Annotated in this window: 20 protein-coding genes; 10 read left to right on the forward strand and 10 right to left on the reverse strand. The window is 70.7% G+C overall.

Annotated features, from left to right (window positions below; translation table 11 throughout):
* Nucleotides 1-30: 30 nt before the first annotated feature.
* The 4 genes from BXA03_RS05890 to BXA03_RS05905 are packed head-to-tail and all read right to left on the reverse strand — an operon-like array spanning nt 31 to nt 4,403.
* Entirely contained in the window at nt 31-1,314 is a 1,284-nt protein-coding gene (locus BXA03_RS05890) for a putative DNA modification/repair radical SAM protein (protein WP_076505009.1), read from the reverse strand.
* A gap of 50 nt (nt 1,315-1,364) precedes the next feature.
* Complete coding sequence (locus BXA03_RS05895) at nt 1,365-2,336, reverse strand: lysylphosphatidylglycerol synthase domain-containing protein (RefSeq protein ID WP_076505011.1); 972 nt, start codon at nt 2,334-2,336, stop codon at nt 1,365-1,367.
* A 5-nt stretch (nt 2,337-2,341) separates the two neighbouring features.
* On the reverse strand, nt 2,342-3,634 hold the full coding sequence (clsB, locus tag BXA03_RS05900; protein WP_076505014.1) for a cardiolipin synthase ClsB: 1,293 nt from the start codon (nt 3,632-3,634) through the stop codon (nt 2,342-2,344).
* A gap of 40 nt (nt 3,635-3,674) precedes the next feature.
* Nucleotides 3,675-4,403 (reverse strand): endonuclease/exonuclease/phosphatase family protein, encoded by a 729-nt coding sequence (locus BXA03_RS05905; protein ID WP_076505737.1) that lies wholly within the window; start codon nt 4,401-4,403, stop codon nt 3,675-3,677.
* Between the two features lie 351 nt (nt 4,404-4,754).
* Here BXA03_RS05905 and BXA03_RS05910 point away from each other — a divergent pair, with 351 nt between their 5' ends.
* Complete coding sequence (locus tag BXA03_RS05910) at nt 4,755-5,174, forward strand: hypothetical protein (protein ID WP_076505017.1); 420 nt, start codon at nt 4,755-4,757, stop codon at nt 5,172-5,174.
* An 88-nt stretch (nt 5,175-5,262) separates the two neighbouring features.
* Here BXA03_RS05910 and BXA03_RS05915 read toward each other — a convergent pair whose 3' ends face one another.
* Nucleotides 5,263-5,793, reverse strand: a complete 531-nt coding sequence (locus tag BXA03_RS05915; protein WP_076505019.1) for a Spy/CpxP family protein refolding chaperone — start codon at nt 5,791-5,793, stop codon at nt 5,263-5,265.
* A 191-nt stretch (nt 5,794-5,984) separates the two neighbouring features.
* Entirely contained in the window at nt 5,985-7,064 is a 1,080-nt protein-coding gene (locus tag BXA03_RS05920; RefSeq protein WP_076505022.1) for a flavodoxin family protein, read from the reverse strand.
* 303 nt (nt 7,065-7,367) lie between these two features.
* On the opposite strand from BXA03_RS05920, the gene BXA03_RS05925 reads away from it, so the two are divergent.
* On the forward strand, nt 7,368-9,191 hold the full coding sequence (locus BXA03_RS05925) for an adenylate/guanylate cyclase domain-containing protein (protein ID WP_234983612.1): 1,824 nt from the start codon (nt 7,368-7,370) through the stop codon (nt 9,189-9,191).
* Between the two features lie 68 nt (nt 9,192-9,259).
* Complete coding sequence (gene ubiM, locus BXA03_RS05930) at nt 9,260-10,459, forward strand: 5-demethoxyubiquinol-8 5-hydroxylase UbiM (RefSeq protein ID WP_076505028.1); 1,200 nt, start codon at nt 9,260-9,262, stop codon at nt 10,457-10,459.
* A 12-nt stretch (nt 10,460-10,471) separates the two neighbouring features.
* Here the strand turns inward: ubiM and BXA03_RS05935 are convergent, their stop codons facing one another.
* Nucleotides 10,472-10,975 carry a hemerythrin domain-containing protein gene (locus BXA03_RS05935; protein WP_076505030.1) on the reverse strand — a complete coding sequence of 168 codons (504 nt, stop codon included), beginning with the start codon at nt 10,973-10,975 and terminating at the stop codon, nt 10,472-10,474.
* A gap of 136 nt (nt 10,976-11,111) precedes the next feature.
* Complete coding sequence (locus BXA03_RS05940) at nt 11,112-11,423, reverse strand: plasmid stabilization protein (RefSeq protein WP_076505033.1); 312 nt, start codon at nt 11,421-11,423, stop codon at nt 11,112-11,114.
* Between the two features lie 136 nt (nt 11,424-11,559).
* Between BXA03_RS05940 and BXA03_RS05945 the strand changes: the two genes are divergently transcribed.
* Together BXA03_RS05945 and BXA03_RS05950 are read left to right on the forward strand one after the other, a co-directional pair.
* Nucleotides 11,560-11,964 carry a phage holin family protein gene (locus tag BXA03_RS05945; protein WP_076505738.1) on the forward strand — a complete coding sequence of 135 codons (405 nt, stop codon included), beginning with the start codon at nt 11,560-11,562 and terminating at the stop codon, nt 11,962-11,964.
* 391 nt (nt 11,965-12,355) lie between these two features.
* The gene (locus tag BXA03_RS05950; protein WP_076505036.1) at nt 12,356-13,153 is read left to right on the forward strand and encodes a hypothetical protein; all 798 of its coding nucleotides are present in this window, start codon (nt 12,356-12,358) and stop codon (nt 13,151-13,153) included.
* Nucleotides 13,154-13,165: 12 nt separating this feature from the next.
* On the opposite strand, the gene BXA03_RS05955 is transcribed toward BXA03_RS05950, so the two are convergent.
* A complete protein-coding gene (locus BXA03_RS05955) occupies nt 13,166-14,392 on the reverse strand; it encodes an MFS transporter (RefSeq protein ID WP_234983613.1) in 1,227 nt (408 codons plus the stop codon).
* Nucleotides 14,393-14,483: 91 nt separating this feature from the next.
* A complete protein-coding gene (locus BXA03_RS05960) occupies nt 14,484-16,601 on the reverse strand; it encodes an acetoacetate--CoA ligase (RefSeq protein ID WP_076505042.1) in 2,118 nt (705 codons plus the stop codon).
* A 197-nt stretch (nt 16,602-16,798) separates the two neighbouring features.
* Between BXA03_RS05960 and BXA03_RS05965 the strand changes: the two genes are divergently transcribed.
* From BXA03_RS05965 to BXA03_RS05985, 5 genes are read left to right on the forward strand one after another with little or no spacing between them, the layout of a single operon-like run.
* Entirely contained in the window at nt 16,799-17,539 is a 741-nt protein-coding gene (locus BXA03_RS05965) for a TetR/AcrR family transcriptional regulator (RefSeq protein WP_076505739.1), read from the forward strand.
* Nucleotides 17,536-18,483, forward strand: coding sequence for an ABC transporter substrate-binding protein (locus tag BXA03_RS05970; protein ID WP_076505740.1), 948 nt, complete (start codon nt 17,536-17,538; stop codon nt 18,481-18,483). Before BXA03_RS05965 ends, BXA03_RS05970 begins: the two co-directional genes overlap by 4 nt.
* Before the next feature lie 45 nt (nt 18,484-18,528).
* Complete coding sequence (locus tag BXA03_RS05975) at nt 18,529-19,353, forward strand: ABC transporter ATP-binding protein (protein ID WP_076505045.1); 825 nt, start codon at nt 18,529-18,531, stop codon at nt 19,351-19,353.
* A complete protein-coding gene (locus BXA03_RS05980) occupies nt 19,346-20,239 on the forward strand; it encodes an ABC transporter permease (RefSeq protein WP_234983614.1) in 894 nt (297 codons plus the stop codon). The genes BXA03_RS05975 and BXA03_RS05980 overlap by 8 nt, the downstream gene beginning before the upstream one ends.
* Nucleotides 20,236-21,015 (forward strand): ABC transporter permease, encoded by a 780-nt coding sequence (locus BXA03_RS05985; RefSeq protein ID WP_076505048.1) that lies wholly within the window; start codon nt 20,236-20,238, stop codon nt 21,013-21,015. The genes BXA03_RS05980 and BXA03_RS05985 overlap by 4 nt, the downstream gene beginning before the upstream one ends.
* Nucleotides 21,016-21,028 lie beyond the last annotated feature (13 nt).

The following is a 21,028-nucleotide window of genomic DNA, read 5'->3' on the forward strand; positions in this document are numbered from 1 at the left end:
CCCGCCAAAGGCATGTGCAATGCCCCCCGTTCAGAACAGGCTGGCTTGCGCAGGCGCTGCCCGCTGGGTGAGGCGGGCACGCAACTCGGGCGATTCGAGTGCCCGGGCCGGCCGGTGGCCGTCGAGCTGCACGAAAGGCATCACGCGCGCCACCGGTACGCGCAGGCGGCGCAAATCCTCGGCACGCAGCCGACGATGGCGGCGCGCTGCCACCAGCTGTTGCACCGCGCGCACGCCCAGGCCGGGTACGCGCAGCAGCAATTCACGCGGGGCCGTGTTGAGGTCCACGGGAAAGCGCTCCCGATGCGCCAGCGCCCATGCCAGCTTGGGGTCGACGTCCAGCGCCAGCATGCCCTGCTGCGACGAGGGCACGATCTCGTGGTGCTCGAAGCCATAGAAGCGCATGAGCCAGTCGGCCTGGTAGAGCCGGTGCTCGCGCATGAGGGGCGGAGCGGCGGGCGGCAGCCGGCTGGCGGCGTCCGGAATCGGGCTGAACGCCGAGTAGTACACGCGTCGAAGCCGGTAGGCGCCATAGAGGTTGGCGCTGGTGTCCAGGATCGAGGCATCGGTGGCCGCATCGGCGCCGACGATCATCTGAGTACTCTGGCCGGCCGGCGCGAAGCGCGGAGCCTTGCCGCGCCGCGGCCCGGTCACGGGCAGAGACACCGCCTTGGCCGCCGCCACGGCATCGTCGCCGGCCTCGCCACGGGCGTTGCCGATGTGGACGGCCATGCGCGCCATCGAGCGGCGAATGGCCGTGGCGTCCTTCTCGGGTGCCAGCGCCTCCAGCCCGGCCGGCGTGGGCAATTCGACATTGATGCTCAGCCGGTCGGCATAGCGGCCTGCGCGGGCCAGCAGCACGGGGTCGGCGTCGGGAATGGTCTTGAGATGGATGTAGCCCCGGAAGTCGTGCTCTTCGCGCAGGAGGCGCGCGACCTCCACCAGCTGCTCCATGGTGTAGTCGGGGCTGCGAATGATGCCGCTGGACAGGAACAGCCCTTCGATGCAGTTGCGGGCGTAGAAGTCGAGCGTGAGGTGGACCACCTCGTCGACCGAGAAGCGCGCCCGCGGCACATTGCTGCTGACGCGGTTGATGCAGTAGAGGCAGTCGTACTGGCAGAAGTTGGTCAGCAGGATCTTCAGCAGCGAGATGCAGCGGCCATCGGGCGCATAGCTGTGGCAGATGCCCATGCCTTCGGTGGAACCCATGCCCCGTCCGCCGCGCGAATCGCGCTTGTCGGTGCCGGAAGACGCGCACGAAGCGTCGTATTTGGCCGCGTCGGCGAGGATGGCGAGTTTGCGCTGGAGGTCCACTGGATGAATATACAGCGCTCAACCCCGTGGCTCCAAGGCCCCGCGCCCATTCAGGTCTTGCGTCGATGCCTGACGCGCCACTCGGTGATGCCGTAGAGCACCAGCGCCACCATCAACGGCAGAAGGTAGTAGACGGCCCGATAGGCCAGCAACGCGCCCAGCAACGGCCCCTGCGGCACCTGGTGCGACAGCAGTGCGACGAAGACGGCTTCGAGCACGCCCAGGCCCGCTGGCACGTGGGTGATCACACCGGCCACTGCCGCCACGAGCAGCACCGCCAGCACTTGCGGATAGTCGATGCGCCCCTGCAGCAGCAGCCACACGATCGCGCCCATGAGCGACCAGTTGGCCGCCGACAGCAACAGCTGCAGCGCGCCCATGCGCAGCGAAGGCACTTCCAAGATGTGGCCCCGCACCGTCAACGCACGGCCGCCGGCGAGCGCGCACATCGCCAGATAGCCCGTCGCCACCGCGAGCAGCGCGACGCCCAGGATCCGCAGACCCCCACTGTCGATGCGCCATTCGTCCGGCAGCACCAGCGGCGACAGGGCAAAGGCCGCGCCCGCCACCAGCAGGTAGCCGATCCAGTTGGTGAGCATCGAAAAGCCCAACACCCGTGTGATGTCCGAAGCGCGCAGCCCCAACCGCGAGTAGAGCCGGTAGCGGAAGGCCACACCGCCCACCAATGAGCCGAAGTTCAGATTGAAGGCATAGCTGATGAAGGCCACGCCCATCACCGTCGGCGTGCGCAGCCGATGGCCCGTGAGGTGTCGGCCGAGCAGGTCGAAGGTGGTGTAGAGCGCAAAGCTCGCCGCCGCCATCGCGGCCGCCGCGGCCACCAGCGCGAGGGGCAGTGCCTGCAGCGCATCGAGCACCTCGTCCCATTCGATGGTGCGGGCCTGCCGGACGATCAGCCAGGCCACGCCGCACAGGAAGACCCACAGCGCGATGCGTTTGAGCCAGGGCCACCAAGGGCGCGCCGGCGCACCGGGCTGGGCCGCTGCGCGTGCGGAGCCGGGCATGGTGGTCAGACCGCGTCGGCCGGCTGTGCGCCCATCGCCGCCGTCGTCGCTGGCGGCGGCACGGCCGGCTTGAGCTGCGGCGCATGCCGGGGCAGCCAGCTCGTGAGCGAGGGATACCAGCGCAGGAAGTGAAAGACGAAGAAGCTGCGCACCAGCCGCCAACCGCTCCACTCCTCGGTGAGATCCTCGGGGGCGATCTGCTTGCAGCTGTGGCGCATCAGATGCTCCAGGCGCTCGGCGAGCACACGGTTGAAGCCTTCGCCGCGCAACACGACGTTGGCCTCCAGATTGAGCGAGAGCGACAGCGGATCCAGATTGCTCGAACCCACCGTGCTCCAGCTGTCGTCCACCAGGGCCACCTTGCCGTGCAGAGGCCGCTCGCAGTATTCATAGATGCGAACCCCGGCATGCAGCAGGTGGTGATAGAGCATGCTCGCCGCCTTCTTCACGATGGGCATGTCGGGCTCGCCTTGCAGGATGAGCCGCACGTCCACACCCCGCCGCGCCGCTTGCCGCAGCGCCTTGATGAAGCGATAGCCCGGAAAGAAATAGGCGTTGGCGATCACTACGCGGTGACGTGCCTTGCGGATCGCGTCCAGGTAGTGGCGCTCGATGTCGGTCGTGTGGTGGCGGTTGTCGCGCGTGACCAGCAGGGCCTGGATGCCCTGGGCGGCCTGCGGTCCCCGCAGCCGGACCGTTGCCGGCGGTGCGGCATGGTTCACGCTTGCCTGCTGCAGCGCCAGCACACGCTTCATGCGCCGCCGATACCACCGGGGCTTGCGCGCGCCCAGGGCGATCTCGCGCAACACGAAGCGATGCAGCTCGCCGACGATGGGGCCTCGCAACTCCACCGAATAGTCCTGCTTGGCCTCGGGACCGAAGTCGGCCAGATGATCTGCCGAATAGTTGATGCCACCGATGAACGCGCGCCAGCCGTCGACCACCACGATCTTGCGATGCATGCGTCGGAACACGTTCAGGCGTTTTCCGAAGACGCGTTCGCCGGGGTCGAAGACGCGCACCTTCACCCCGGCGGCCGCCAGCTCGCCAAGGAAGCGTGCAGACAGATCGGGCGAACCGAAGCCGTCGATCATCAGGTCGATGCTCACACCGCGGCGGCCTGCCTCGCACAGCACTTCGTGCAGCGCCAAGCCGACCTTGTCCTCGAACAGGATGAAGGTCTCGATCACCACCTCGCGCTCGGCGCGGCGGATGGCCTCGAAGACCCGCGGAAAGAAGGCCTCACCGTTCTCGAGCAGTTCGACGTCGTTGTCGGGATGCCATGTGGGCGCAGTCATGGTCGCAGTCGCTCCATGGGCAGAAGAGTTCCAGGAAGGGTCACAGGTGGATCTCGGCCACCAGCGGTGCGTGATCCGACAGATGGGACCAGGGCGTTCGCGGCAGCACGACGGGCGAGGACACGCTCGCATTGCGCACATAGATGCGGTCCAGCGGGAGCAGCGGGAACCGCGCAGGAAAGGTCCGGGCCGGCTTGCCGTTGGCGGTCATGAAGACCTCCTTCAGGCCCGCACCGTCTTCGAGCACCTGGTTGGCGCGGCTGCGCCAGTCGTTGAAGTCGCCCGCCACGACGAGCGGCGCATCGGCGGGCACCTCGTCGCGCACGATGTGGCACAGCAACTCCAGCTGCTGCTGGCGATGCGATTCGGCCAACCCCAGGTGGGCGCAGATGGCATGGATGTCACCCGCCACACCGGGCATCCGGATCACGCAATGCAGCAGTCCCCGTTTCTCTGGCCCCGCCACCGACACATCATGGTTGCGGTGGTGGACGATCGGGAACTTGGACAGGAGCGCATTGCCATGGTGCCCCCGCGGATAGACCGCGTTCCGGCCATAGGCGAACTGGGGCCACATCGTGTCGGCAAGGAATTCATAGTGCGGTGCCTCCGGCCAGTTGTCGACCCGGCGGGCATGGCGCTCGTGCGTGCCCAGGACCTCCTGCAGGAAGACAACGTCCGCCCCGACGGTGCGCACCGCCTCCCTCAGTTCCGGCAGGATGAAACGTCGGTTGAGGGCGGTGAAGCCCTTGTGCGTGTTCACCGTCATCACCTTGAGGCGACGCACGCCAGGGGTCGAAGCAAGGGGCTCGGCGCGAGCGCCTGCGGGCGCACCCAGAGGCTCCGTGCGCGGCGTGGACAGGTCGGATTGAGGCAGTGAAGACACGGACGGTGTTGTAGGCGGCCCGGCAGATACGGACTGTAGGAGCGCGTCCGGTTCCCCGCGCCCATTTTTTCGCCAGCCGCTTTCGCTTCGGCAGCGGCCTGCGCGGATGCGGCTCCTACAGGGGTGCGCAGCCATCGCCCACACGGGACGAGCCTGTGGCGCCGCTACGGTGCTTGCACGTCGTCGGGATGGCGACGTCATCCCGCAACTTCATCCAATTCGAAGGAGAGTCTCATGACCCGCACCACTCGCACCCTGTCCGCCCTCGCAGCTGCCGGCCTGATGGCCATCGGCGCCAGCGCCATCGCCCAGACGTCCGTGCCCGCCACGCAGGGCCAGGCCAGCACCATGACCCCGGCCGGCGTGCCCAACCCCACGCAGCGCCCGGACGGCACCATGCCGGCCCAGCGGGACAACGTGCGTGCCGAGGCTCGCGCCAACAACCGCATGCAGGACAACACCACCACGCCGGGCGGCACGGCCAGCACCATGATGAATGGTCAACCCAACGCCACCCCGCCGGTCAACCAGAACACCCGCGCGGAAGTGCGCTCCGATGCCAAGGCCGACATGCAGCGCCGCCCCAAGGGCAACACCGGTGAGCGTCCCGATGTGCCGACCAACCCGAAGAACATGACCGGCACGCCCAAGTAAGGCGACCATCGGCCTTCAGCGGCCGAACGGTCAAAGGAAAACGCCCGGCCAATCGGCCGGGCGTTTTCGTTGGGGGGCTGCGCCCGCGTCAACCGCGCGGCGCAGCGTCCGGGCGGGGACCGTGTCCGCGCGGATGGTCACCACGTGCATGCATGCGCGGCACGGTTTCCGCGTCGAAGGTCTGCCGCTGCTGGGGCGTCAGCTGCGAATAGAAGGTGCGTGTCGCATCCGCGATCTTCGCGAAACGGGCCTGGTGTTCGGCCTGACGGGCCTGCATGCGGTCCAGCCGTTCCGGCGTGGTCATCTTGGCCACATCCGGGCGGGGCCCCGGCGGCATGGCGGGCGGGGTGAAGGCGCCGGCATAGCTCTCCCATGCCGACTGCTGCGCGCCCGTGAGCTGCAACTTGGCCTTCAGATCGGCCATGCGCTTGGCATGGCGCGCCTTCATCCGTTCCATGCGTTGCTGGGGGTCCATGGCCTTGCCGTGGCGCTCGGCTTGCGCGCCCGCGGCCGGCGGCATGACGCCCGCCGGATCGGCCGGTGCGGGCTGTGCAGAGGCAGTGAATGCGGCGCAGGCCATCAGGCCGGCCACGAGGAGGGAATGACGATGGGATTTCATGGTTGCTTCCTTTCCGAAGACCGCCACCGGATCGGCAGCGTGGGGTCGACTGTGCGCCGCCGAGGTCAAGCCCCGGTTGTGACTCGGTAAGCGGCGGGTTGTCCCAGGTAAAGAAGCGTGAATGGTGCCCGCCGATCGGGCAGGAATCGAGGAGATCGCCCGGCGACCTCCCCCGTGACCGTTGCAATGACTTACTTGGGACGCGGCCGTGCGAGCCGGGCGTCCGGCCGAGAAAGCTGGCCCGCCCTCAAAAGGCCGACGGCATTGGCCACGGCCCGGGCCGCATTGCGCGCCTCTTCCTGCATGGCCTCGTCGGCATCGAGCGTCTCGTGGCTGGTGGCGTACGGTTCGTAATAGCCGATGTAGCGGTCGAGCTTGGCCTGGGTGCCGGCATCGATGAGGCCGATCCAGTCCAGCCAGTCGCACAGGTTGCGGCGCAGGCTTTCGATGCCCGCCACGTCGCCGTGCACCACCACGCCATAGACCCGCCCGTCCAGGTGCTTGGGATAGTCCCAACCCTCCAGCTCCAGCGCCTTGGCCTGCGCGGCCTTCTTGCCGTGGGTCGAGGTGGGGTCGGGATTGCCGCCGTCGGCACAGACGAGCCGGTCGATCATGGCCTTGAGCGGCGTGGGGGCCTGATACCAATGGGTGGGCGTGAAGATCATCACCCCGTGTGCGGCCACCCAGCGCTCGTAGATCTCGTTCATCCAGTCGCCGGTCTGTCGCAGCGAATGGTTGGGGTAGCAGCTGCACGGCCAGTGGCACAGCGGCATGGCGGTGGATGCGCAGCCCTTGCAGGGATGGATCTGCCGGTCGTAGTCGGAGGTGACCCGGCTCAGGTCCAGCACGTCGCACTGCAGGCCCTGCGCCTCCAGGACCTCGCGCGCGAGCTGCAGCAGCCGCCAGCTCTTGGACATCTCACCCGGGCAGGTGCCGTCGTTGCGCGGAGAACCGTTGATGAGCAAGACGCGCGAGCGCGTCTCGGCCTTGCCCCAGGCGGCCTGCGCCGCGTCGATGCGCGCACGAGCCTCGATCCAGTCGACGGACAGGTCATAGTCGGGATCGGCATAGCCCGGCCCTGCCTTGCGCGTCACCGGGGCCTTGCGCCCGTCCTCGTAGGCCTCCCAGGCGACCTGTTCGATCCGGCCGATCGCCTCGGCCTCCGGACGGAAGGCCGGGTCCTGGAAGACCTGCATGAACTGCACGTGGAAGGCCTCTCGCGAGAGGGTGGGGGGCGCCTGGCCGGTGCGGGGGGCATGGGGATCATTCATGCGCCCGAGCGTAGGAGTTGTTCCGGGGCAGGCGCCGGCGCCTGCACCGCCTTGGGCGGTAAGCGTGCGCCGACAGGCTGCCGAAATGCAAAACGGCCGACCCGCTCCGCAACGTTGCTTGACGCTATGTCGGTATGGACCCACGACATGCAGCATCGCCGCGCCCGCACCCCCGCGAATCACGGCGGCGACGGTCCGCGGCCCGCAAGATCATGGACCGCCGACGGTCCTGCTGCGGCACTCTGCTTCGTCTGCATGTCGTCTGCGTCCTCCCTGCCCCGTTCCCGTCGCTTCCGGGTCGACGTGGGCACCCTCATCTCGGCGCTGGTCCTTGCGCAGTCGCTGCTGCTCATCGCGCTGGTCGGCTGGGGCGCGCAGCGGCTGGTCGCGTCCTTCGGCGAAGGCGCGCAGCGGGCCAACCATCAGCGGGTCCAGGAGAAGGTCGAGGACTTCCTGGCCCGGGCATCCACGGCGGTGGACGCGATGGTGCAGGCGCCGCATCTCGCCCCGGCCGGCAGCAGCGCCGACGACACCGCCGAGCTGCTGTGGGTGCTGCTGCAGCAGGCGCCCGAGCTCGACAGCCTGTACGTGGCCGACGCACGCGCGCGCATGCTGATGGTGCAGCGCTACCCCGATCTGGCGGTGCGTCACATCGTGCGCGGGCACGACGCCACCACCGAGACCTGGGACTACAAGGTGCGGCCCGATCTGCGGCTGATGCCGGCGCAGCGCTTCGCGACCACACGCCAGCGCACCATCACCAGCGATTACGACCCGCTCGCGGGCCCCTGGTATCGCCAGGCCACGCAGGCCGGACGGCCGGTGTGGACCGCCCCTTACGAGTTCCAGGTGGCCCACGAGCTGGGCGTGACCTACGCGCGGCCCGATCTGCGCACGCGCGACAACGACGCGCCGGACCAGGTGGCGGCGGGGGACGTGACCCTGGGCCGGTTGTCGGACTTCGTGCGCCAGTTCGCACGCGCCGGAGAAGGCGACAGCGCATTGCTCAGCGCCGACCTGCGGGTGCTGGCGCGCAGCGACCGGCCGGGCCGCATCACCCGCCTGGAATCGCCCTCGGACGGCGTGCTCGCGGCCCTGCGCGAACCCCTGGCCCGCGCGGGCGCCACCAGCTTCGCGCTCACCTACCGCGGCGAGCGCTACCTCGTGCAGACGTCGGTGATCGTGGCGACCGGCTGGCGGCTGGTCAGCTGGGTGCCCGAGGAGCGCGTGCTCGGCGGGGTGCACCGGGCGGTCGGGGGCGCGATGGCCGCGGCGCTGGGGCTGCTCGGCGTGGTACTGCTGCTGTCGCTGCGCCTGGCCCGCCGCGTCACGGCCCCGGTCGAGCGCCTGGCCGAATTCGCCCGCCGCATCGGACGGCTGGAGCTGGACGGCCCGCCCCCCGCGCAGAGCCGCGTGCTGGAGATCCAGCACCTGGCGCAGGCCCTGGACGACTCCGCCCGCGGACTGCGCGCCTTCCGGCAGTTCGTGCCGGTGCAGCTGGTGCGCCAGCTGATGGCCCAGGGGCTGCCCCTGGGCGCCAACGGCCAGCTGCGGCGGGTGACGATCATGTTCACCGACATCGCGGGCTTCACCGGTCTGGCCGAGGGCATGCCCGCGCCGGTGCTGGTCGCGCAACTCACGGACTACTTCAACCTGACGGCCGCGGTGATCGCCCGCCACGGCGGCACGATCGACAAGTACATCGGCGACGGGATGATGGTGCTGTGGGGCGCACCTGCCGCCCGGGCGGATGCCGAGCTGAGTGCCTGCCGCGCGGCGCTGGAGTTGCAGGCCGCGGTCGATGCATTCAACGCAGACGCCCGTGCCGCAGGCCGTGTGCCGCTGCCGACCCGCATCGGCATCCACACCGGGCCGGTCATCGCGGGCGTGCTGGGCTCCAATGACCGGCTGGCCTACACGGCCATCGGCGATGCGGTCAACGTCGCAAGCCGGATCGAGGAGCTCAACACCGCGCTGGGCACGCGGATCCTGATCTCGGAAACCACCTGGGAAGGCGTGGCGGGGCGCCTGCCGGCGCGGCGCATCGCCACCGAGGCCCTGTTGCGCGGCCGGCAGGCGCCCTTGACGGTGTACGCGCTGATCGAGGACGCGGCTGGGCAGGCTTGAGCACCGTCAAGCCGGCCCGGCGCGCGGCTGCCCACAATGGACGCGCCCACCGCCACCTCGATCCGCCCATGCCGCTTACCGATCCGCTCGACATCGCCATCGTGGGCGCCGGTCCCACGGGCCTGGCCCTCGGCATCGCGCTGGCCCGGCGGGGTCACGCCGTGGCCGTGCTCGATCACCAGGACGAAGCGGCCCTTGCTGCGCCTGCGGACGATGGCCGCGAGATCGCGCTGACGCACACCAGCATCGGCCTGTTGCGCGCATGGGGCATCTGGGAGCGCCTGCCCGACGATGCGATCGGCCGCATCCGCGAAGCGCGCGTGACCCAGGGCGGCCCGACCTCGACGGCCCTGCGCTTCCATGCATCCGGCAAGGGCGCCGAGGCACTGGGCGCCATCGTGGCCAACCACGCGATCCGCCGCGCCTGCTTCCAGACAGCGGCGGCTCAGCCCGGGCTGCGGCTGCTGCCCGGCCAACGCGTGCAGCGGGTGGACATCGGGGTGGACCACGCGGTCCTCGTCCACGGGGGCGGCGGGCGGTTGCCGGCCCGGCTCGTGGTGGCGGCCGACAGCCGCTTCTCCGAGCTGCGGCGACAACTCGGCACCGGCGCCGCCTCGCATGACTTCGGACGCACCATGGTGGTCTGCCGCGTGGCCCATGATTCGGCCGATCACGGCGAGGTGGCACACGAATGCTTCGGCTCCGCGCAGACGCTGGCCATGCTGCCGCTGCGGGGACGCTTCAGCTCGGCGGTGCTGACGGTGCCCGGCGCGCGGGCCCGCCGGCTCTGCGCCGCGCCTGCAGCCGACTTCGCCAAGGAGATTCAACGCCACTTCGGCGACCATCTGGGCCCGCTGCGCCTGGCCGGGGAGCGGCATGCCTATCCGCTGGTGGCCACCTATGCCGAGCGGTTCGCCGGCCACCGCTTCGCCCTGGCCGGGGACGCCGCCGTGGGCATGCACCCGGTCACGGCCCATGGCTTCAACCTGGGACTGCAGGGCGTGCAGAGCCTGGCGGCCGCGCTCGGCGACCGGATGCACGCCACCGACCCGGGCCGCGCAGACCGACTGGCCCGCTACGAGGCGCGGCACCGGCGCGAGACCGCGCTGATCTATCACGGCACCAACGCGCTCGCGCGGCTCTACGCGAGCGAAGGCGGCCCGCAACGTCTCGTGGGGCGTCTGGTGCTGGACGCGGCCCGCCGCATGCCGCTGGTGCGCGCTGCCATCACACGGCAGCTGGTCGGGGCGAGCCCGACGCGCTTCTAGGGGCAGGCCCGCTCAGGCCGCCGTGGCGACGGCGTGCTGGTCGGTCGGGGAGCACGCTGCAGACCCGCATCCCTGCAACGGTTGCGTCGGCAGGGCGTGGGGCCGGCCAATGTCGCCTGTCTCCATGTCGAAGCCCATGCTGCGCAGGTGCAGGGCCAGGCCCGCATCCATGGTCTGTGCGTGGTGCACGAACCACGCGCCGAGCTGACGCGCCATCTCGCGCACGAGCGGCAGATCGCCGCGCCGTCCCGCCGCCAGCCCGTCGCGCATGGCCTGCAGAACGACCTTGTGCTGCACGCTGTGGCAATTGGCGCTGGAAAAGCCCGTCGCGCGCATCCACTGGTCCTCCCGCGCGAAGTGCGCGTCGGTGTGGTCGATCAAGGCGCTCCAGCCCGGGAGCAGCTGGTCGTCCCGGCTGTCCTCGACCTCTGCCAGCAGCGCCACGAACTCCTCATGGGTGCGATCCATCACGGGGGCGTCCAGCACCAGGGCTTGGGACCATTGCAAGGCGGCCATCGTCGTTGCTCCACGCAGTCGGTTGTGAAGCCCGCAGGGTAGGCAAGCCGTCAGCGGGCCGCCTTGATCCTGCGCAAGCCGCCAAGCCCCCGTCGCGGGGCCTGTGTGTCCGCCGCGCCGGGGCGGACCGCATCGCTCAGTGCTTGGCTGCCGCGTTGCGCCTGCGGGTGGCCGCCGCCTTCTTCGCCGAGGCGGAGCGTTCGGCGGCGGAACGCGAAGCCGACGCGGCGCCGCCCGCATGCCCGCCCTGGCGCGAAGGCGCATGGTCGACGGCATGGCCGCGGCCGGCGCCGCTCTTCTTGCCGCCGCCCGTCTCCTTGTTGACGGTGGCCCAGGCACGGCGCTCGGCCTCCTTCTCGGACAGGCCTCTCGATTCGTAGCCTTCCTCGATGTGCTCGGCCTGGCGCTTCTGCTTGTCGGTGTAGGTGGACTTGTCGCCACGGGGCATGGTGGTTCTCCGGTGGATGGAATGGCGTCCATGCTGGCCCGGCCGTTGGCCGCCCCTGTAGGCCGAGGCTGAATCGGCCTGTGCGCGCGCTGCGGCGCGGGCCGTTCCGGGCCCGATGCCCGCCTATCATCGTGCGATGCTCGCGAACCTCACGCCCTTCCTCCTCCACTGGGCCATCACCGCCTTTTCGCTCTGGGTGGCCAGCCACATCTTCCGCGGGCTGCGCTTCGACGGGTCGGGGGCGCTGGTGGTGGCGGCGCTGCTCCTGGGCCTGGCCAATGCCATCGTCAAGCCGCTGCTGATCTTCCTGACGCTGCCGCTCACGCTGCTGACCTTCGGCCTCTTCCTGCTGGTCATCAACGCGCTCATGATCCTGCTGGTGGCGGCGCTGGTGAAGGGCTTCCGCGTGTCGGGCTTCTGGACCGCGCTGTTCGCCAGCATCTTCATCTCGCTGCTGAGCATGCTGATCGGCACGCTGGTGGACGGCGGCGACCCCGCCACCCGCATCCAGATGCCGCAGGGCACGGGCAACTGGCTGTAGTGCCGCCACCGGCAAGCGTCACAGCCGCTCCCCTCTTTGTTGACCAGTCTGCAGGCTTGTTGAAGAAGCGACGCAACTGCGCACCGCTGGAGGCCCAAGACCGCCGCTGAATGCGGCATTGCGGCCGAAAGCCCGTCGCATCCAAGGGCGGCCTGCGCAGAATCGCGAGGTCGATCCGGAGGGAGCCGGGGGGAGACGTCGCACGGCGTGTCCTTGCTCGATCTGTGTTGCGCCCGCCCTGCGCGTCGCAGGGCGGGCCGCCATGCGCGGCATCCGCTCAGCGCCAGGCACCTGCGCGGGCCGCGCTCCCCCGGCGAAGTCGCCCCCATTGAACACTGCGCGATACGGGCGCCCGACCACTCGGCCCGGTTGCGCCTACCACCCCTGCGCCATGACCGTCGTCCTCCCTCCGCTCACCGTCGAACGCACCGGACCTTTCGTCCCGGATGCCTGGCGCCCCTTGATCGAGCCCGTCTGCGAGCTCAAGGAGGCGCTGGACCATGCCGTGCGCTGGCCCGACAGCACGCCAGCGCGCGGCCGCGCCGCGCAGGTGCTGGCGCTGCACGGCATGACCCTGCAGCAGGCGGCGGCGCTGAAGACCTCGCACCTGCCCGACCGTTTCGCACGCCATCTGCTGGGCGACTGGTTCGCCGCCTCCGGCGAGCCCGTCGGCACCTGGGCGCGCACCAGCCTGCCGCACTGGTGCACGCTCGGCTGGGTGCGCAAGGACGCGTACCGCGTCACGCCGGATCGCCCGCAGGCGCGGCTGCGCGCACTGGTGGACGAGCTCCATGCCGACGACGGCGCCATGGACGCCACGGCCCACGGCCTGTCCGGCATTCCGATCTTCTGGGCCGGCGAGGGCAAGAACCGCTGCCAGCTCTACCGGCTCGCCGGGCGGGCGCGGGTCGGCCGGGTCACCCTGTATCCGGCACCCGATCTTTCCGCCTGGTGCCTTGCGCCGGTGCTGGGCGCCCGGCACATGGTGGCGCTCATCGCACCCGACGGCCGGGTGCAGCTGCTGCCCTTCGGCCGGGCTTCGAAGCCGCTGCTGTCGGCCCTGGGCGTGCGCTGGCGCAGCCGGCCAGTGATCCGCCCCTGGGTCGAGTCCCTGCAGCGCGGCCAGCCGATGCCCCATGCCCAGGCGGAGTACCGGCTGCGCGCGGCGGTCCTGGCGTCCGCGGCGTGAGCACGAGGCGGATCAGGCCCGGCCGGCGCCGGCCGGTCTCGGCAGTCCGGGACTGAACAGGTAAGGCAGCAGGCCCGCCAGCAGCAAGGCCGCCGCGCAGCCGAAGATGGCGGCAAAACTGGCGTCCACCGGCCAGCCGCGGCGCTGGCCAGCCTCCGCGATCAGACCGAAGGCCCAGGACGCGCCGGCCGAGCCGAGGAACACGCAGGTGTTCAGCACGCCCAGGCCGCGACCGCGCAAGGCCGCCGGCACCAGCTCCCGGCCGTGGCTCATGACCAGCGGATGCAGCATGCCGGCCGTGACCACGAAGGTCAGCAGCGTCAAGTCCAGCGCCAGTCCCACCGCGGGCCAGGCCGTGAGCGCCAGCGCCGCTGCCAGGGAGAACGCCGTCCAGCCCGCCACCGTGGTGCGCAGCGAACTGCGCCGCACCACCAGCGGAATGGCCAGCGCAGCCAGGATGCCGCCGCCGCTGACCGCCATCAGCGCCAGGCCACGCGCGTCGGCGTCGAGTCCGAACACCTGCGCGAAGTAGGGGCCGCCCCAGGCATTGCGGAAGCTCGTGCCCGCCGCCATCGCGATGCACATGGGGATGAGCGTCCACAGCGCCTTGCGCTGCAGCAGCCCTGCGCTGGCCAGCACCATGGCGGCCGGACTCTCCTCGCGCGCCTGGGCATGCCCCTGGTCGCGCACGTGGCGCCACACGCCGATGCAGGCCAGCAGCATCGCGACACCGCCGAGCGCGATGGCGGGCCGCCAGCCGATGCGATGCGCGGCCCAGCCCAGGGGCGCGGTGGCCACCAGCGAGCCGACCATGCCCACTGCATTGGCCCGGCTGATGAAGGCGGCGAAGCGCCCGGGCGGCAACTGCTCGGCCGCGTAGTGCATCAGCCCCATGAAGACCGGCGCACAGGCCAGCCCCAGGCCTGCCTGCGCCACCATGGCGACCGCGCCGTTGGGCGCCGCGACCAGCAGGGCGGCGGACACCACGCCGATGGCCAACAGCCAGCGGCTGGGCCGTCCCACGCCCCAGCGGTCGAAGGCCACCCCCACCGGCACCTGCGCGACGGCGAAGGCCAGGAAGAAGCTGGAGGACAGCGCGCCGAAGCCGGCGGGGGACAGTGCGAGGTCGTGCTGCAGCTCGGGGGCGATGACCGCAAGGCAGCTGCGGAAGAACTGGCTGAGGGAGAAGGCGAAGGTCAGCGCGACGAGGCCGCGCGAAGTGGCTGACGGGGAAGGCATGTCGACGCCGATTGTCCCGTGCCCCCGCCGGCGCATCGACCACCGGCGTGACAGGCGCGGGGGGCGCCACCGGCGTAGCACAGACGCCGGCTCAGGCCGCTGCCTGCGCCCGCCGCTCGGCAAGCGCCACGTACCAGCCCAGGCAGCCCGGGTTGGCCATGGCCTCCTTGTTGACCACCTTGTCGATCGGCTGGCCCAGCAGCAGCTTCTTGATGGGCAGTTCCTGCTTCTTGCCCGAAAGCGTGCGCGGGATCTCGGCCACCTGGAAGATGTCGTCGGGCAGGAAGCGCGGCGACAGGCTGGCGCGGATCGCGTCGTTGAGCTTGCGGCGCATCGCGTCGTCCAGCGCCACGCCGGGGCGCAGCACCACGAAGAGCGGCATGTAGCTGTCGCGTCCCAGGTATTCCAGGTCGACCACCATGGAGTCGAGCACCTCGGGCAGCGACTCCACCGCGTTGTAGATCTCGCTGGTGCCCATGCGCAGGCCCTGGCGGTTGATGGTGGCGTCGCTGCGGCCGTAGATGACGCAGCCGCCGTCGGCGCCCACCTTGAGCCAGTCGCCATGCCGCCAGACGCCGGGGTAGGTGTCGAAATAGCTCGACAGGTAGCGCGCGTTGCCCGGGTCGTTCCAGAAGTACAGCGGCATCGAGGGGATGGGCTCGGTGCAGACCAGCTCGCCCACCTCGCCGGTGACGGCTTGGCCGTTCTCGTTCCAGGCATGGACGGCGGCGCCCATGAAGCGGCACTGCATCTGGCCCGGCACCTCGGGCAGCTCGCGGTTGCCGCCGACGAAGGCGCCGCAGAAGTCCGTGCCCCCCGAGATGTTGCACCACCAAACTGGGGCCCCCACGCTCCCCACTTCGTGTGGTTCGCTGCCCCCCGAGGGGGCGCTCGCTTGCTTGGGGCGGCCCGGCGCGGCGCTCGACGCCGCCGCCTCTGCCGCCCGTGATGCGGCGGCAAGCTTCGCCTCCTGCATCTGCGCACTGCCCCAGCGCTGAACCTCCTCCGCCAGCGGCGAGCCGGTGCTGCCGAGGATGCGCACGCGCGAGAGGTCGCCGCAATCCACCGCGCGCACGCCGGCCTTCATGCAGTTGGTGAGGTAGGCCGCACCGGCGCCGAAGAAGGTCACGCCGTGGCGCGCCACGAAGCGCCACAGCACCGACCAGTCGGGCTGCTCCTTGCTGTGCGCCGGATGGCCGTCGTAGATGACGCAGGTGGTGCCCGACACCAGGCCCGACAGCTGCGCGTTCCACATCACCCAGCCGGTGGAACTGAACCAGTGGAAGCGCTCGCCGAAGCTGTTGGCCGCATAGCTGCTGCCCAGGTCGTAATGGATCTGCGACAGCGCCATCGACATGAGGATGCCGCCCTGGCCGTGCACGATGGGCTTGGGCAGGCCGGTGGTGCCGCTGGAATAGACGATCCACACCGGATGGTCGAAGGGCAGCCATTCGGGCGCGAAGGCGGCGACCTCGGCGTCGTCGCGGCCGCTGGCGGTCGCCCAGTCGATGTCGTGCGGCAGCGCCTCGGCCGCATGCGGCGTGCGCAGCAGCAGCAGGCGCTCGGCGGTGGGCAGCTGCGCGCGCAGCTCGCGCACCACGGCGCTGCGGTCCAGCGCCTTCTGACCGTAGTGCACGCCGTCGACGGCGATCAGCACCTTGGGCTCGATCTGGCGGAAGCGGTCGGCCACGGCGGCGGTGCCCATGTCGGGCGCGCACACGCTCCACACCGCACCGATGCTGGAGCAGGCCAGGAAGGCCACCATGGTCTCGGGAATGTTGGGCAGGTAGGCTGCCACGCGGTCGCCGCGCCGTACGCCCAGGGCGCGGAGCGACAGCGCCACCGAGGCGACCTGCCGACGCAGTTCGGGCCAGGACATCTCGCGCACCTCGCCGGCCTCGTTGTCGCTCACGATCGCCGGCATGCCGGCCGCATGCGCGGGCTCCGCATGGCGCAGCACCTCCCACGCGTAATTGACCTGCGCGCCCGGGAACCACACGGCCCCCGGCATCCGCCGGTCCGCCAGCACCGCCCGGTGCGGCGTGGGCGACTGGATGCCCGCATAGTCCCAGATGGCCTGCCAGAAGCCATGCAGGTCGGTCACCGACCATTGCCACAGCGCGTCGTAGCTGTCGAACACCAGGCCGCGGTGGTCGCGCAGCCAGTTCTGGAAGAGGCGGATCTGGGGAACGTAGGCGGGAGCGGTCATCCGGGCAGCGTAGTGTGGCGGTGCAGCACGCTCAATGCGGATTGGCCCCAGCCGCGTCCGGTAGGCGACTGGCAGCGCACCCAGGTCATGCCACACGCCCGGGGCGCCACCGCGTCGGCCTCGCGGCGACCAAGCCGCCGTCGCCTCATGGTTTGTACGTGTGTACAAGAAATTTGTACGACTGTTCAATGCGCGGCATGAGTGCCCGGCCTGCCTCCGCCCCCGCCGCCTCCCGTGCGGTCCGCACCGCCACCAGCGAGGTGCGGCTGGACCGTCGGCAGGCCATCCTTCTGGCGGCCGAGAAGCTCTTCGCCCGCCACGGCTACCACGCCGTGAGCATCCGCCAGATCGCCGACGAGGCGGGCGTGCCGCTGGCGCTGGTGGGCTACTACTTCGGCCCCAAGAACGCGCTGTTCGAGGCCATCTTCGAGCACTGGAACCAGACCATCGAACGCCGGCTGGCCGCGCTGGCCGAGGTGCCCATCGATCCGGCGGACGCGCGCACGCTGCCCCGCATCATCGACGCCTTCACGGCGCCGGTGCTGGCCCTGCGCGCCAGCAGCGAAGGCGAGTACTACGCGCGGCTGGTGGCCCGCGAGCTCTCGCACGTCACCGAAGAGGCCGACCGCGTGCTGCGGCACTACTTCGACCCGCTGGCCAACGCCTTCATCGACGCCCTGCAGCGCGCCCTGCCCCATGCCACGCGGGCGCAGGTGGCCTGGGGCTACCAGTTCGCCCTCGGCGCGCTGCTGCACCACCTGACGGACACGCGGGTGGAGCGCCTGTCCGGCGGCCAGGCCCAGGCCAACGAGGCGGCCGGCAGCGCACTGCTGGTGGCCTTCATCGCCGGCGGGCTTCGCGCCGCCATGCCCCGCCCCCGCGCCGCCCGCAAGGCTGCGGCGCCCGCCAAGAAGACAAACCCAAGGAGACAAGCCTGATGAAAAGACGCACCGCACTCTCGGCACTCGGCGCCGCCACCCTGGCCGCCGCAGCGCTGCCCGCCCGCGCACAGGGCACCACCAGGATCGTGTTCGGCTTCACGGCCGTGACCGACTTCGCCTCGGTCTTCGTGGCCAAGGAAGAGGGCTACTTCGGCAAGCGTGCGCTGGACGTGGAGCCCAAGTTCATTCCGCTCAACTCGACGATCCCGGCGGCGCTGCAATCCGACTCGCTCACCATTGGCGGGCCCACGCCCTCGGTCTTCCTGCAGGCGGTCGATGGCGGCCTCGACCTGGTGCTGGTGGCCGGCGGTGGCCTCACCTCCAAGAGCATCACCGGCTTCGGCCTGGTGGCGCGCGCCGGCTCGGGCATCAAGAATGCGCAGGACTGCGTGGGCAAGAAGATCGGCGTGCCGGGCCTGGGCGCCTTCCTGCACGTGACCTTCCGCGCCTGGCTCAAGGACCAGGGCGTGGACTACCGCAAGGTCAACTTCGTCGAGGCCGCCTTCCCGCAGCATGCGGACCTGCTGCGCGGCGGCTCGGTGGACGCGGTGGTGTCGGCCGACCCCTTCATGAGCCGCATCACCGAATCGGGCGCGGGCTATGTGGCGAGCTACTACTCCACCTTCCTGCCCGAGGGCAACCAGACCATCGTGCATGCGGCCCGCCGCGAATGGGCCGAGAAGAACCCGCAGGCGGTGCGCGCCTTCCGCGAGTCGCTGGTGGAGGCCGCCGCCTTCATGGCCCAGCCGAAGAACGATGCCCGCGTGCGCGCCGCCATCGGCAAGTACATCAAGCTGCCGCCGGACGTGCTGGCCAAGGTGCAGGTCTCGCCGCCCGGCCCTGTCGTCACCGACAAGCAACTGGCCTACTGGGTGGGGCTGATGAAGGACCAGGACATGCTCAAGGGCTCGCCCGACGTGGCGCGGCTGATCGCCCGCTGAGGCGGGGCGCACGTCATGGGAGCCCCCGACTTCATGGCCACCCGGATGGCCGCCGAGGCGACGCAGGCGACGTCCTCCAACGCCACGCCCGCGGCGGCCGCACCGCTGCTGCGCTTCGACGAGGTGAGCATCCGCCTGGGCGGCCGCGAGATCCTGTCGCCCACCAGCTTCGAGGTGCGGCGCGGCGAGTTCGTCTGCATCGTCGGCGCCAGCGGCTGCGGCAAGACCACGCTGCTGCGCACCGCCAGCGCGCTGGTCACGCCCACCGCGGGCCGCGTGTTGCGTCATGGCGTGCCCATCACGCAGCCTGCGCGCGAGATCGCCTTCGTGTTCCAGGACTACGGCCGCGCCCTGCTGCCCTGGCGCACGGTAGAAGGCAATGTGCGCCTGGCCCTGGAGGCCGCGCGCGTGCCCACCGCCGAGCATGCGGCCCGGGCGGCCGAGGTGCTGGCCAAGGTGGGCCTGGCGGCGCATGCGAACAAGTTTCCGCTGCAGCTGTCGGGCGGCATGCAGCAGCGCGTGCAGATCGCCCGCTGCCTGGCCCAGCGCCCCGAGCTGATGCTGATGGACGAGCCCTTCGGCGCACTGGACGCCATGACGCGCCAGGGCCTGCAGGACGAGCTGGCGCGCCTGGTGCGCGACGACGGCCTGACGGTGATCTTCGTCACCCACGACCTGGAAGAGGCCATCTACCTCGGCGACCGCGTGGTGGCCCTGCAGGCCAATCCGGGCCCGGGCCGGCCCAGCCTGGCCCGCATGATCGACGTGCCCATTCCCCGCCCGCGCGACCAGCTGAGCACGCGGGAGCATCCCGAGTTCGTGCGCCTGCGCCGCGAGCTCTTCACCTTCATCGAGGAAGGCCATGGCTGAGCGGGCCGAAGCGATGCGCGCACCCCAGCCCGTTCGCGCTGAGCCCGTCGAAGCGCCGCGCACATCCCCAGCCGTTCGCGCTGAGCCTGTCGAAGCGCCTGCCCAAACGGCAACGCCAGCCGGCAAGCCACACCCCCTCGCCCGCCTGCGCCCCTGGGTCATCCCCGCCCTGCTGCTGATCGCATTCGAGCTCTACGCCCGCCGCGCCTCGGCCCTGGGCAGCGATTCGCTGGCCCCCGTCAGCGCCGCCGTCGAGGCCTGGTGGGGCGCGGCCATGGATGGCTCGCTCTGGCAGGCCACCGCCTTCACCCTCGGCACCGCGGCCCTCGGCCTCTTGGTCGGCGCCCTGCTCGCCCTGGCCGGCGGCATCGCGCTGGGCCTCTCGGCCCGCGCCGCCCGCATGGGCTTCATGACCACCGAGCTGCTGCGCACCGTGCCCTCGGTGGCGCTGATCCCGCTGGCCATGCTGATGTTCGGCTTCGGCGTGCGCATGGAGATGGCGGTGGTCGCCTTCGCCACCTTCTGGCCGCTGATGCTGCTGGTGCAGGCCGCCGTGCGGCAGGTGGAGCCGCGGCTGCTGGAGGTGAGCCGCGTGCTTGGCCTCTCGGCGCGCGAGCGGGCCTTCAAGATCGTGCTGCCGGCCATCGCGCCGCGGCTCTTCGTGGCGCTGCGCCTGGGCGTGGCCGTGGCGCTGGTGGTGGCCGTGACGGTGGAGATCGCTGCCAATCCCAACGGCATGGGCTACGCCATGATGATCGCGCAGCAGAGCTTCGACCCCGCGCTGATGCTGGCCTGGCTGGGCTGGATCGGCGTGGTGGGCTATGCGATCAATGCCGGCATGCTGCGGCTGCAGCAGCGCGTCGGCCGTCGCATGGGGGCCGCATGAACGAGCGCCTGAAGATGAGCAGCTGGCTGGGCTCGGCCCTGGTGCTTGGCGCACTGATCGCGCTGTGGTGGCTGGCCAGCAACCTGGGCTGGGTCAGCCGCGTCTTCCTGCCTACGCCGCAGGCGACCTGGGACGCGCTGGCCGAGGGCTTCAACCTGCGCGGCAAGGGCAACGGCGAACTGGCGGGCTGGACGCTCGACACCGTCGGCCGCATGCTGCAGGGCTGGCTGCTCGCTTCGCTCGCGGGTGTGGCGCTGGGCGTGTTCATCGGCGCCTCGGCCGCGGCCCGGGCCTGGCTGCAGCCCATGCTGGAGTTCATCCGGCCGCTGCCTGCGTCCGCCGTGCTGCCGGTGGCCATCGCCATCTTCGGGCTGAGCCCGCGCATGGTGCTGGTAGTGGTGGCCTTCGGCGCCATGTGGCCGGTGCTGCTGGCCACGGTGCATGGGCTGGCCACCGTCGATGCGCGGCTGGCCGAGGTGACGCGCTGCCTGCAGCTGTCGCGCACCGCCTTCATCCTCAAGATCGGCCTGCCCCATGCCATGCCCGACATCCTGGCCGGCATGCGCCTGGCCCTCACCGTCGCGCTGATCGTGGCCGTGGTGGGCGAGATGATCGCCTCGCAGGGCGGCCTGGGCCAGGCCATCCTGCTGGCGGCGCGCGCTTTCCGCGCCAGCGAGCTGTTCGCCGGCATCGTGCTGCTGGGGCTGATCGGCTTCGTCAGCAACGGGCTGCTGGCCTTCGCGGAGCACCGACTCCTGCGCTGGCAACGCCCCTGACCCTCACACCCCA

Source organism: Pseudacidovorax sp. RU35E (assembly GCF_900156165.1).
Taxonomy (GTDB): domain Bacteria; phylum Pseudomonadota; class Gammaproteobacteria; order Burkholderiales; family Burkholderiaceae_C; genus Xenophilus.

Bases quoted from the DNA above. Each gene is read 5' to 3' on its own strand.
- BXA03_RS05895 (WP_076505011.1), bottom strand. From the start codon at position 2,336: ATGCCCGGCTCCGCACGCGCAGCGGCCCAGCCCGGTGCGCCGGCGCGC.
- clsB (WP_076505014.1), bottom strand. From the start codon at position 3,634: ATGACTGCGCCCACATGGCATCCCGACAACGACGTCGAACTGCTCGAG.
- BXA03_RS05905 (WP_076505737.1), bottom strand. From the start codon at position 4,403: ATGACGGTGAACACGCACAAGGGCTTCACCGCCCTCAACCGACGTTTC.
- BXA03_RS05910 (WP_076505017.1), top strand. From the start codon at position 4,755: ATGACCCGCACCACTCGCACCCTGTCCGCCCTCGCAGCTGCCGGCCTG.
- BXA03_RS05915 (WP_076505019.1), bottom strand. From the start codon at position 5,793: ATGAAATCCCATCGTCATTCCCTCCTCGTGGCCGGCCTGATGGCCTGC.
- BXA03_RS05920 (WP_076505022.1), bottom strand. From the start codon at position 7,064: ATGAATGATCCCCATGCCCCCCGCACCGGCCAGGCGCCCCCCACCCTC.
- ubiM (WP_076505028.1), top strand. From the start codon at position 9,260: ATGCCGCTTACCGATCCGCTCGACATCGCCATCGTGGGCGCCGGTCCC.
- BXA03_RS05935 (WP_076505030.1), bottom strand. From the start codon at position 10,975: ATGGCCGCCTTGCAATGGTCCCAAGCCCTGGTGCTGGACGCCCCCGTG.
- BXA03_RS05940 (WP_076505033.1), bottom strand. From the start codon at position 11,423: ATGCCCCGTGGCGACAAGTCCACCTACACCGACAAGCAGAAGCGCCAG.
- BXA03_RS05945 (WP_076505738.1), top strand. From the start codon at position 11,560: ATGCTCGCGAACCTCACGCCCTTCCTCCTCCACTGGGCCATCACCGCC.
- BXA03_RS05950 (WP_076505036.1), top strand. From the start codon at position 12,356: ATGACCGTCGTCCTCCCTCCGCTCACCGTCGAACGCACCGGACCTTTC.
- BXA03_RS05955 (WP_234983613.1), bottom strand. From the start codon at position 14,392: ATGCCTTCCCCGTCAGCCACTTCGCGCGGCCTCGTCGCGCTGACCTTC.
- BXA03_RS05960 (WP_076505042.1), bottom strand. From the start codon at position 16,601: ATGACCGCTCCCGCCTACGTTCCCCAGATCCGCCTCTTCCAGAACTGG.
- BXA03_RS05965 (WP_076505739.1), top strand. From the start codon at position 16,799: ATGAGTGCCCGGCCTGCCTCCGCCCCCGCCGCCTCCCGTGCGGTCCGC.
- BXA03_RS05975 (WP_076505045.1), top strand. From the start codon at position 18,529: ATGGCCGCCGAGGCGACGCAGGCGACGTCCTCCAACGCCACGCCCGCG.
- BXA03_RS05980 (WP_234983614.1), top strand. From the start codon at position 19,346: ATGGCTGAGCGGGCCGAAGCGATGCGCGCACCCCAGCCCGTTCGCGCT.
- BXA03_RS05985 (WP_076505048.1), top strand. From the start codon at position 20,236: ATGAACGAGCGCCTGAAGATGAGCAGCTGGCTGGGCTCGGCCCTGGTG.